Genomic DNA, 12,185 nt, shown 5'->3' on the forward strand with positions numbered 1-12,185 from the left:
TAAGGGTCAAGTTGTTGACAATTAAAAACAAAGTAAATAGATAATTTTTTATATAAAAACAATTTCTACTATTCTGAAATATATGGTATAGTAGGGGCATAACTGAATATAGTGTAAGAAATGGTGCCAGATGAAAGTTTGGCTTAAAAGGGAAGTCGGTGCAAATCCGACGCTGTCCCGCAACTGTAATTCGGAGCAAATCACAAATGCCACTGGGAAACTGGGAAGGCTGTGAGACGTGTTGATGAGAAGCCAGGAGACCTGCCAATTTCTAGTACACACCAAATACCTACGTGGAAATAGGTGGTGAATAGTGACCAATAGGCACTGTGCGAAAACAGATGATGTATACGGAAGTTCTTTTTTTTTCGTATTGTTTTTGTATTAATAATTTTACTATGCAGCCATTTTCCAAAAAGGAGAATGGCTTTTTATCATGCTAATATTGCAAAGTGAATCCCACTGGTTTTCATATAGGGCAACGAAACTAGCATGTGGATAACCAAATTTGTAGAGCAAGCTAGAAGTAATTTTTTTGATGAAAGGGAGATGAAAGATGACTTATACTAGTACACTCATTGGCTACCCATATATCGGAGATGATCGCGAATGGAAGAAGGCATTAGAAGCATTTTGGCGTCAAGAACTAACGGAAGAGGATTTTCAGGCTACACTAAAAAGTATTCGTTTATCAAGAATTGAAAAGCAGCTACAACTCGGCATAGATGTGGTGACAGTAGGAGATTTCACATTGTACGATAGAATGTTGGATACTGCCTTAATGTTCGGCTTAGTACCGAAGCGCTTTAACTGGCAAGGTGGAAGGGTAGATTTACATACCTACTACAGTGTAGCGAGAGGAAATCATTCAGCAGTAGCTAGTGAAATGACCAAATGGTTTAATACCAACTATCACTACATTGTTCCTGAGTATGAAGGACAACCGTTGCAGCTAACAGAAAATAAGGTATTAGCCGACTTTTTAGAGGCAAAGGAAGCGTTCGGTATTATGGCGAAGCCGACACTTATTGGCCCCTATACATTTTATAAGCTCACTAAGGGCTACAATAAATTAACGCAGGTCGAATACTTATTAGCTTTAATACCTCTCTATGCTCAGATTATTCAAGAATTAGTAGATGCAGGTGCCGAATGGATTCAAATAGAGGAGCCATCTTTAGTGACGACACTTGACTCAGCAGAACTGAAGCTAGTTCAAGAAATCTATGCTCAATTGATGATGACAGTTCCAGCAGCAAAACTAATGCTACAAACATACTTTGAAGCATTATGCTCCTATGAAACATTAATTACACTGCCTGTACAAGGATTTGGCTTAGATTTTGTACATGGCTATAAAGGGAATATGGAGTCACTTCGACAATATGGTTTCCCTCCAGATAAAGTTTTAGCCATTGGGGTGGTCAATGGTCGTGATATATGGCGTTCAAACCTAGCGGAAGCGAATGCCATGATTCAAGCAATTGAAAAACTAAGTGATGCTAAGGAATTGTGGATTCAACCTTCAAGTAACCTGCAACATGTACCAATATCTACTTCATTTGAAAAGAAGTTGGACCCTGTTCTCAAACAAGCACTGGCGTTTGCCGATGAAAAAATCGAAGAGATTACTGAGCTAACTAAATATAGAAAGGGTCAAAACGGAACTCGACGTCATAATTTCTCAGAAAGTATGAAAGCCATTGAAGCACTAAAAAATCATCCGATTCGTCAAAATAAGATGATCCAGCAAGCCGTTCAATCCGTCTCCACAAAGGATTTTGAGCGACATAGTGATTTTAGTCAACGTCAAAAATTACAGCAGCAGGCGTTAGCCTTACCACTATTCCCTACAACAACAATCGGTAGCTTTCCTCAATCTGATGAGGTGAAGAGAAATCGGAATGCTTGGCGAAAGAAACAAATATCGAATACAGACTATGAAGCATTTATTGAACTGGAAACAAAGCGCTGGATTCACTTGCAGGAGGATATGGATATAGATGTACTGGTTCATGGAGAATTTGAACGGACAGACATGGTCGAGTATTTCGGTGAAAAACTGACGGGCTTTGCCTTTACTGAAAAAGCATGGGTGGTTTCGTATGGTTCTCGCTGTGTGAAGCCTCCGATTATTTATGGAGATGTTGAATGGACTTCATCCATTACCGTGAAAGAGTCAGCGTATGCCCAAAGCTTAACGAAGCGCTTTGTCAAAGGGATGCTGACAGGGCCAGTGACCATTTTAAATTGGTCCTTTGTACGTGATGATATTTCTCGGAAAGATGTGGCCTATCAAATTGCTTTAGCACTTTGTAAGGAAGTGAAAGCACTAGAAACGGCAGGTATCTCCATTATTCAAGTGGATGAACCAGCACTAAGAGAAGGGCTACCTCTTCGTAAAGAAAATTGGGGGGCTTACCTAGACTGGGCAATCAATGCCTTCAAACTTGCTACCTCGAGTGTAAAAGATACAACACAAATTCATACACATATGTGTTACTGCGAATTTAACGATTTCATAGAACCCATTAGTGCGCTAGATGCTGATGTGATTTCTATTGAAACATCACGAAGCCATGGAGAGCTTATTTCTTCACTTCAAGTGCATCCTTATACAAAAGGGATTGGATTAGGTGTATACGATATTCATAGTCCACGTGTGCCGAGTGAGGGAGAAATGTTAGCCATCATGAGAGATAGTTTACAAGTTTTAGACAAACATCAATTTTGGATTAATCCGGACTGTGGCTTAAAAACAAGGAAAGAGCCAGAAACAATAGCGGCTTTAGCTAATATGGTGGCTGCTACCAAACTATTGCGTCAGGAGGTGAAGGAATCTATATCGAGATAACGAGAGATAAAAGGAGTTAAGCAAAGATCAGGTTATCTGCCTGGTCTTTTTGTATCTGTTTATTATATTCAGAAAATAAAATTGACGTGAACATTTGAGCATGTTATGTTTATTACTAATTTCAAATATTGCATTACAAGTTTGAATGAAATTATTTTTCGTTCGATTAAAAGGAAAATGGGTGTAAATCCCATGCTGTCCCGCAGCTGTAAATGAGGAGTTTTGTTTCGATGACCACTGAGTTTTTTCTTGGGAAGGTGAAGCAAAATGATGATTCATAAGCCAGAATGCCTGCTTGTAAGAAGATTCATTGATGATCTACGAAAGATAGGGAGATGGATGGTAGCTTACGTATTGTAGGTTTATCTGTCCTTATTCTTGTAGAATAAGGTTTTTTTATGCCTTCTTTCTATTCAATTTGTAGATATGAACAGGGAATAGAGATAGGAGATAAAAAATGAGATGGACGAAGTATTTACTGCCTTACATGCTTGTTTTGACCTTCAGTTTTCTTGCAGGTTGTACAAGCACGGAAAAAGACAAAGGAAACTCAGCATCAACTGAACAGACAGATGAAAAAATGATTACGATTGGTTGGCCATTAGATGTAGGCCCATTAAACCCCCATACATATTTACCAAATCAGATGACTGCTCAAGCAATGGTTTATGAATCTTTAGTGGCGTATAACGATGATGGGACAATTACGCCAAAGCTAGCAGAAAGCTGGGTCATCTCAGAGGATAAAACTGCTTATACGTTCCATTTACGCAAGGATGTTAACTATTCGGATGGGACTGCCTTTAATGCTGATAATGTGATTCGCAATTTTGATGCGGTATTAGCGAATCGTGACATGCATTCTTGGATGGGCATGGTCAACCATATAAAAGAGGTCGTCAAAGTAGATGAATCAACAATACGTTTGCAATTAGACGAACCGTATTACCCTGTGTTAAACGAATTAGCCTTTGTCAGACCATTCCGTTTTTTAGGGGATAATGGCTTCCCAGACGGCGATAAGACAAATGATTCCATTCAATCAGCTATTGGCACAGGGCCATGGGTTTTAACCGACTATAAAAAAGATGAATATGCTTTATTTAGCCGTAATGAACATTATTGGGGAGAAAAGCCTCTCGTAGATAAAATAAAGGTTAAAATCATCCCAAATTCGGAATCCATTTCGTTAGCCTTTGAAAATGAAGAATTAGATGTCATTTATGGGCGAGGGGTTATTAGCTTAGATAACTATACGTATTTAAGAGATAGTGGCAAATATAAAACAGCTACATCTGAGCCACTGTCTACAAAAGCATTACTGTTCAATACACAGTCTGGACCGTTAGCTGAGCTAAAGGTTCGACAAGCAATGCAATATGCTATCAATAAGGAACAAATGGTAGAAAGCATTACACATGGTACAGAAAAAGTGGCTAACACGCTATTTTGGGAAGCAATTCCATATGCCAATATTGATTTAGCCCCCATTATATATAATCCTGAAAAAGCACAGAAATTGCTAGATGAAGCGGGATGGACGCTACAGAAGGGTGAAAAAATTCGTTCAAAAAATGGTCAACCCCTTACATTAGATTTAATCTATATTGCTACTGATGCCATTCAAAAACCTATGGCAGAGTTAATGCAGGGCGAGCTAGCGAAAATAGGCGTACAGTTAAATATTGAAGGCGCCGATGTGATGGTCGGTCTGCAAAAATTAATGGATGATCAGGTTGATATTAACTTCTGGCGAACTAATGGACCGCCGACTGATCCACATAGCTTTGCAAATGAATCAGCTACACCAAATGCTAGTGGTGTTTATGAAGCAAAATTAGGCTTACCAAATACTCAAGAAATCGATACTAACATACATCAATTATTAGTCGGGACCGATGAAGAAGAACGCGTGCAGCTATACACGGATATTTTAACAATGTTCCACAAACAAGCATTGTTCTATCCAATATCGTATGAAACGAATCAAGTTATTTATCAACCATATATGAAGGATTTTGCACCACGTGCTTCTGAGTATGACATTCCATATGCACAAATGGATAAAGAAAACTAAGTATGAAAGAGAGAGTGTGTCGAACCAGGACAACTCTCTTTTTATCATCGGATGAAATAGGAAGTGACGACATGTACGAATCGACTTGGATGTTTTGTGTAAAAAGAATTCTCACACTTCCATTTGTATTAGTAGGCGTATCTATTCTGACCTTTGTGTTTATTCGTTTCGTACCAGTAGAACCAGCAGAGGTCATTCTTCGACTTGCAAGAATAGCCCCAACACCAGAGGCTATACAAGCTTTACGAGAAGAATTAGGGACAGATAAGCCTTTTATCATGCAATATCTGCTATGGGTAAAAGGCGTTTTACAGCTAGACTTTGGGACATCTTTTGTTAGTAAATTACCCGTTGGTGATGAGCTATTTGCTAAGCTACCCGCTACCATCGAATTAGCTTTAGTAGCATTTATCCTTATTTTAACCTTTAGTATTCCATTAGGGGTTGTGAGCGCATTATATAAGCATTCCTTTATCGATAAAATCATTCGATTATTTACAGTCCTAAGTGTTTCCATTCCAACATTTTGGTTAGGGTTTATCCTACTTTATCTATTCAGTTTAAAACTTGGGATTTTTCCGACGAATGGAAAAGGTTCAGGAGCACATTTAGTTTTACCAGCTTTCACATTAGCTTTACCTACAATCGGATTGTTCTCACAGTTTATCCGCTCTGCCATCATTGAAGAATACGAGCAGCCCTATGTAAAATATGCACAGCTTAGAGGCTTAAAAAAATCGGTCATTCTCATCCGACACGTGGGGAGGAATGCTGCCATACCGATATCAACTTTGTTAGGGATGACACTCGGAAATTTGCTAGGTGGGGCTGTCATTGTAGAGCAAGTATTTAGTTGGCCTGGACTCGGTAGATATTTAATAGAATCCATAACGAATCGTGATTACCCCGTTGTACAATGCTATGTGTTGGTGATCGCTGTCATCTATGTGCTCGCCAATCTAGGCACAGATGTATTGCATCGTTTATTGGATCCTCATCTGATGATGAAGAATAGGAGAGAGTAAAGTGAACTTAGAACGTATACATATGAGAAGATTTATGAGTCTCACTATACTAATCATCATTGGTTTACTAGGACTGTTTGCCCCAATCATGATGCCTCATGACCCTTTAGCAGTCGATATTTCTAAGAAATTTTTAGCACCTTCATGGGACTATCCATTAGGAACAGACCAATTAGGAAGATGTGTCTTCTCACGATTGCTTTTAGGGATTCGGTATTCTTTAGGTGCGGCGCTCGTCATACAAATAGTTGCTATTGTAGTAGCGATCCTGTTGGGCGCATGGGTCTCTTTAAAAAGAGGTATAATAGATGCGCTATTTATTCGGATATGCGATATTTTATTAGCTTTTCCAACACTTGTACTAGCATTTGGGCTTTTAGGTGTATTAGGGCCAAGCTTAAAAAATGTGTTAATCGCACTTATTTTGACACAGCTTATTTATTATTCAAGACTAATTCGAAGTTTATTTATCGGCATGAATGAAAAGGATTTTATTCTAGCGGCAAGAATAAGCGGTACTACAGGTGTGAAATTAATTATTCGTCACTATCTCCCTCATGTTTGGCCTCCTATTGTAACGATTGTTGCATTAGATATGGGAAAGGTTATTTTAGAGATTGCAGGCTTTTCCTTTATAGGGCTTGGCGTGCAGGCTCCCACTCCTGAGTGGGGAATGATGGTAAATGAAGGGAAGCAATATATCCGCCAACATCCCGAATTAATGCTATATCCTGGGCTTACTATCGTTCTAGTTGTCCTAGTATGTAATGTTTTGGCAAGTAGTTTAAAGACGCCTGACCAGTAAAGGGGAAGTTATGAAAAAAGTTTTAGAAGTGAAAGACTTATCGGTCAAAATTGGAGAACAAAATATTTTAAACGCCATTCATCTGACAGCCTATCAAGGCCGCGTTTTGGGGATTATTGGCGAAAGCGGTAGTGGGAAAACCATGCTTTGCCAAGCTATCATGCAAGCCTTACCGTCTAGAGCGCAGATTATCAAAGGGCACATATTCTACCATCAACAAGATTTATTGAAGATAAATGCTGCTCAAATGAGAGCTTATCGTGGAAGACATCTATCTATTATTATGCAAAATCCTTCGACTGCCTTTGACCGTGTGCAAACCATTGAAAGTCATTTTCGTGAATCATTAAAGGCTCATTTTGTTATAACTAAAAATGAAATTAGACAAATTGCTATGGAAAGCATGTCAAAAGTTAATTTACCTAATCCCGAGAAACTTTTACACTATTATCCATTCCAATTAAGTGGGGGAATGCTACAGCGTGTAATGATTGCTTTGTCACTCGCAATTCAAGCCTCGGTATACATAGCTGATGAGCCAACGACAGCTCTTGATACAGTCAACCAAAAACAGGTATTGACATTATTTGATCGGATTCGCCTGGAAACACAGGCAGCCATACTTCTTGTGACGCATGATTTAGGCGTTATTGCTGAACTAGCTGATGATGTAGCCGTGATGTATAAGGGGGAACTAATTGAACAAGCGAATGTCTATGATTTTTTTGATGCACCACAGCATCCTTATACAAAGAAACTATTACAATCCCGAATGATGTTTTAGAGGTGAAAAAATTGAAGCTACTAGAAGTGAGAAATATTGAGAAGAACTATGCACATAGACCGTTCATATTCAAGCGAAGACAGGATGCTCCTGTATTACAGAAAGTATCATTTTCACTTCAGGAGGGGGAATGCTTAGGCATTGTTGGACAAAGTGGCTCAGGAAAAAGTACATTGGGCCGAATTATATTAGGAATGGAAAGGCCAACAGCCGGTGAGGTTCTATTTCAAGGGGTTAATCTTTATGATGCCACTAGCCAACAGAAAAAAATGATACGGAGAGATTTACAAGCAGTCTTCCAAAATAGCTATCATTCATTAAATCCAAAGCACACTATTTTTCAAATTTTAGAGGAACCGTACCTAAATTTCGAGCATTATAGCTCAGCTGAGAGACACTATAAGGTAAAGGAATTACTTAATCATGTAGAGTTAGAAAAATCTATTGCCGAAAAGTATCCTTCCCAGCTTAGTGGGGGACAACAACAGCGTGTGAACATTGCAAGAGCGCTTGCCTTACATCCAAAATTAATTGTTTTAGATGAAGCCATTAGTAGTTTAGATATGATTTTGCGAAAACAAATCATTCAATTACTACAGACACTACAAAAGGATTTGCAACTTGCATACATTTTCATTTCTCATGACTTACAGGCTACACGCTTTATTTCAGATCGCATCCTCGTCATGCAAAATGGTCAGCTAGTAGAGGAAATCATGAAAGGTGAACCATTTAAGCATTCCGCATCACTTGAGCTATACAACGCGATTTTGCCCAGTCACCCTCGCGAAAGAATTCACAAGAATACTAGTTTGGAATGATCTGAAATGTCTTTGCGAAGAAAGTCCTTATTAAAATTCTTACATTGTTATTTGGAAAGCTTCGTAAAGGAGCTTTCGAACCCCCATATTTTGCCCTCTAGGTTGTTTAAGAGAGCGACCGTCCTCTGTTCCATATTACTCGGAAGTTCTTCCTTACTGAAATAAGTGAGGCTTAAGCTCTCACCATCCTTCATTTCCAATACACCCCTTACATGTTTAGCTCTATAAAGGTGAATGACTGTATAGATTTCATCGCCATTCGGATAACAGTAGTAATAATCAGGTCCTGAAAAAACACCGATAAACTCAAACTCTTTAGCCACGAGACCAGTTTCCTCATAAAGTTCACGAGCAGCAACCTGCTCTAATGTTTCGTTTATTTCCATTGAACCGCCAGGTAATCCCCAATCCAACGTATCTGAACGATGTTGAAAGAGTATTTTCTTATCATCATTAACAACAAGAACTGTCGAACCAACGCTTATAATTGGTCTATTACCGATAAGCTTTCTTAATTCAGTTATATAGCCCATCCCGTCACTCCTCGTTTCATCGTAATGCAAAACAAATCGCTTTTTTAAAGCAGACTTCATAAATATAGCTCCATTGGGATTGATTAACAATCTTTTTTTGAGCGAAATAATGCTTAAATATGCAGAATAGTTCGTCAAAAATGAAAAATAGCTTTTTATAATCAGTCTTTTCTGAATTTTACCTATATTGATTGTTTGGAAACCTCTATGTTAAGGTGAAAAGACAAATTGAATATGCTAAATTTTGGTGGTTCAAATGGGTTTGATTCCATTTGATTAAAAGGGAAGTTGGTGTGAGTCCAACACTGTCCCGCAACTGTATGTAGGAGTTCCATAACGAGACCACTGTTTTGTTCTTCAAAACGGGAAGGTGTTATAGGAATGTTGATGATAAGTCAGGAGACCTGCCACTAAATAAGCATCAATTGACCTACGAGGATAGGGAGGTGTTAGCTACTGTATGATGATTGTGAATGGATGTAAGTTCACTGTTTTTTGTTCTGTCATACTTTTGTAGATTAACAACTTCTAAAGGATAGAAGTTGTTTTTTTGTTGTTCTTTCGAGTTTGAATGGTAACGCTTACAAGAATGATTAAACAAAGGGGTTGTAATCTATGGAGTTAACGTATTCACCAGGTCTTGATGGAGTTATTGCTGCGGAAACAAAACTGTCTTTCTTAGACGTAGTAGGCAGTCAAATTGTTATAGGTGGCTATGATTTGATTGAACTATCTCAGCGATACGCCTATTTAGATATTGTCCATTTATTATTGCACGGAAACCTACCAACTACTGAGCAACAAGCTGACGTACAGGATAAATTGAAAGAAAACTATCACGTTCCACAAGAGCTTGTTCAAATTTTCAACTTATTACCAAATGGGACACATGCGATGGACGGCCTTCGAACTGGAATTTCAGCGTTAGCAGGGTATGATCAGCACATCCATGATCGTTCGACTGTAATGAATGTAACACGAGCATATCGACTTTTAGGTGGAATGCCCAACATCGTTGCGAATAGCTACCGTGTATTAAATGGTCAAGATGTTGTAGAACCGGATAGTCAGCTTTCTTATAGTGCTAATTTTTATTACATGATTACTGGAAGAAAACCAACACCATTAGAAGAGGGAATTTTTGACCAATCACTTGTTTTATATAGTGAACATGAAATGCCGAATTCGACCTTTGCTGCTCGTGTTATTGCCTCCACACAATCCGATCTGTATGGTGCTCTAACTGGTGCTGTCGCATCATTGAAAGGAAATTTGCATGGTGGGGCGAACGAGGCAGTCATGTATATGCTGCTTGAAGCTAAGACTGTGGAGGGCTTTGAAGCGATGCTGAAAAACAAGCTCAAAAATAAAGATAAAATAATGGGCTTTGGCCATCGTGTCTATATGAAAAAAATGGACCCAAGAGCGCAGATCATGAAAGAAGCTTTGTATAAATTATGCTTGGAGCAAGGGGATGACTGCTTATATCACATGTGCGAAGCCGGTGAAAAAGTGATGGTGGAGGAAAAAGGCTTGTATCCAAATTTAGATTATTATGCTGCGCCCGTGTACTACATGCTGGGCTTACCAATTGAATTATATACGCCTATTTTCTTTGGCTCTCGAACGATCGGTTTATGTGCACATGTGATCGAACAACATGACAATAATCGATTATTTAGACCTCGTGTTCATTATATAGGCGAGCGTCATAACCTTGAAGAATTGTCGGTATAATCAAGTTTTAACAACTCGCCATAGAGCTGATGGACATTCTGACCAATGCCCATCAGCATACTAGTATATCAAATGCATACCTTGAAAGGAAGTTATAGATGATTAAAACGAATGAAAAAACGATGACAGACCAGCTTCTTATTGATATTGCGGATTACGTATTAAACACAAAGATTACGAGCGAAGAAGCTTACGAAACGGCTCGATATGTTTTATTGGATACGTTAGGTTGTGGCATTTTAGCTTTACAATATCCTGAATGTACAAAACTTCTAGGTCCTGTAGTACCAGGTACAGTCGTTCCAAATGGTACTCGTATTCCAGGAACATCCTATGTCCTTGATCCAGTTAAAGGTGCCTTTAATATCGGTTGTATGATCCGTTGGTTGGATTATAACGATACATGGTTGGCGGCAGAATGGGGGCATCCTTCTGATAATCTTGGTGGTATTTTAGCTGTAGCTGATTATTTGAGTCGTGTACGTGTTGCAGAAGGGCAAGAGCCTCTCCAAATGAAAGATGTTTTAGAAATGATGATTCAAGCCCATGAAATACAAGGAATACTTGCACTCGAAAATAGCTTAAATCGTGTTGGCTTAGATCACGTTTTATTTGTCAAAATAGCGACAACAGCTGTTGTTACAAAGGCTTTAGGGGGCACTCATCAAGAGATTGTCAATGCTTTATCAAATGCTTGGATTGATAATTCAAGTTTAAGAACCTATCGACATGCTCCTAATACGGGATCAAGAAAATCATGGGCTGCTGGCGATGCTACAAGCAGGGCCGTACAACTAGCAATGATGGCTGTGAAAGGGGAAATGGGCTATGCAACTGCATTATCTGCACCAGGCTGGGGATTCCAAGATGTGCTCTTTCATAAGCAAGAATTAAAGCTTGCGAGACCACTTGCATCTTATGTTATGGAAAATGTCCTCTTTAAAGTTTCATATCCTGCAGAGTTTCATGCTCAAACGGCTGCAGAATGTGCCGTTCATTTGCATGCTGAAGTAAAAAATCGCCTAGCTGATATTGACCGCATAGAAATTACAACACATGAATCAGCCATGCGAATTATCGATAAAGAAGGGCCTCTTCACAATCCTGCAGATCGAGATCACTGCCTTCAATATATTACAGCGATTGGTCTTATTTATGGTGACATTACCGCAAATCACTATGAAGATGAGGTGGCGGCAGATCCACGAATCGATGACTTGCGTAATAAAATGGTTGTTGTGGAAAAAGGCCAATATACAATCGACTATTTAGACCCTGATAAACGATCCATTGCGAACGCTGTTCAAGTTTATTACAAAGATGGTACATCAACTGAGCTAATTGAGTGTGAATATCCTTTAGGACATCGTTTCCGCCGTGAGGAAGCATTCCCTCAGATTATTGATAAATTCCAGCAAAACCTTCGTACGCATTATGCTCAAAAACAACTCAATAAAATAAACGATGTTTGTGTAAATAAAGAGCTGCTTGAACAAATTGCTGTTCATGAATTTGTTAATCTATTTATTTAATTTAGATGGATTCCGAA

The 12,185-nt window shown here is 38.8% G+C and carries 9 protein-coding genes and 3 riboswitches; of the genes, 8 read left to right on the plus strand and 1 reads right to left on the minus strand.

Annotation, left to right across the window (positions count from 1 at the left end):
• Positions 1-104 precede the first annotated feature (104 nt).
• Positions 105-283, plus strand: a riboswitch (cobalamin riboswitch).
• A 273-nt stretch (positions 284-556) separates the two neighbouring features.
• The 6 genes from metE (at position 557) to ACOZBY_RS10515 (ending at position 8,366) form a co-directional block, all read left to right on the plus strand.
• The gene (metE, locus tag ACOZBY_RS10490; RefSeq protein ID WP_036163729.1) at positions 557-2,854 is read left to right on the plus strand and encodes a 5-methyltetrahydropteroyltriglutamate--homocysteine S-methyltransferase; all 2,298 of its coding nucleotides are present in this window, start codon (positions 557-559) and stop codon (positions 2,852-2,854) included.
• 120 nt (positions 2,855-2,974) lie between these two features.
• Positions 2,975-3,167: riboswitch (cobalamin riboswitch) on the plus strand.
• A gap of 144 nt (positions 3,168-3,311) precedes the next feature.
• On the plus strand, positions 3,312-4,931 hold the full coding sequence (gene nikA, locus ACOZBY_RS10495) for a nickel ABC transporter substrate-binding protein (RefSeq protein ID WP_036161748.1): 1,620 nt from the start codon (positions 3,312-3,314) through the stop codon (positions 4,929-4,931).
• A gap of 71 nt (positions 4,932-5,002) precedes the next feature.
• Positions 5,003-5,956 (plus strand): nickel ABC transporter permease, encoded by a 954-nt coding sequence (nikB, locus tag ACOZBY_RS10500; protein ID WP_036161745.1) that lies wholly within the window; start codon positions 5,003-5,005, stop codon positions 5,954-5,956.
• A gap of 1 nt (position 5,957) precedes the next feature.
• A complete protein-coding gene (locus ACOZBY_RS10505) occupies positions 5,958-6,761 on the plus strand; it encodes an ABC transporter permease subunit (protein WP_281486439.1) in 804 nt (267 codons plus the stop codon).
• Positions 6,762-6,771: 10 nt separating this feature from the next.
• On the plus strand, positions 6,772-7,545 hold the full coding sequence (locus ACOZBY_RS10510) for an ABC transporter ATP-binding protein (protein ID WP_012294587.1): 774 nt from the start codon (positions 6,772-6,774) through the stop codon (positions 7,543-7,545).
• 2 nt (positions 7,546-7,547) lie between these two features.
• Positions 7,548-8,366 (plus strand): ABC transporter ATP-binding protein, encoded by an 819-nt coding sequence (locus tag ACOZBY_RS10515; protein ID WP_012294586.1) that lies wholly within the window; start codon positions 7,548-7,550, stop codon positions 8,364-8,366.
• A 47-nt stretch (positions 8,367-8,413) separates the two neighbouring features.
• On the opposite strand, the gene ACOZBY_RS10520 is transcribed toward ACOZBY_RS10515, so the two are convergent.
• Positions 8,414-8,899 (minus strand): NUDIX hydrolase, encoded by a 486-nt coding sequence (locus ACOZBY_RS10520; protein ID WP_422762511.1) that lies wholly within the window; start codon positions 8,897-8,899, stop codon positions 8,414-8,416.
• Positions 8,900-9,130: 231 nt separating this feature from the next.
• Positions 9,131-9,325: riboswitch (cobalamin riboswitch) on the plus strand.
• Positions 9,326-9,514: 189 nt separating this feature from the next.
• Between ACOZBY_RS10520 and mmgD the strand changes: the two genes are divergently transcribed.
• On the plus strand, positions 9,515-10,636 hold the full coding sequence (gene mmgD, locus ACOZBY_RS10525; protein WP_422762251.1) for a citrate synthase: 1,122 nt from the start codon (positions 9,515-9,517) through the stop codon (positions 10,634-10,636).
• A 98-nt stretch (positions 10,637-10,734) separates the two neighbouring features.
• On the plus strand, positions 10,735-12,168 hold the full coding sequence (locus ACOZBY_RS10530) for a bifunctional 2-methylcitrate dehydratase/aconitate hydratase (RefSeq protein WP_036216312.1): 1,434 nt from the start codon (positions 10,735-10,737) through the stop codon (positions 12,166-12,168).
• The last annotated feature ends 17 nt before the right edge of the window (positions 12,169-12,185 follow it).

This window comes from Lysinibacillus sp. NPDC056220 (assembly GCF_049315265.1).
In the GTDB taxonomy this organism is placed as follows: domain Bacteria; phylum Bacillota; class Bacilli; order Bacillales_A; family Planococcaceae; genus Lysinibacillus; species Lysinibacillus pinottii.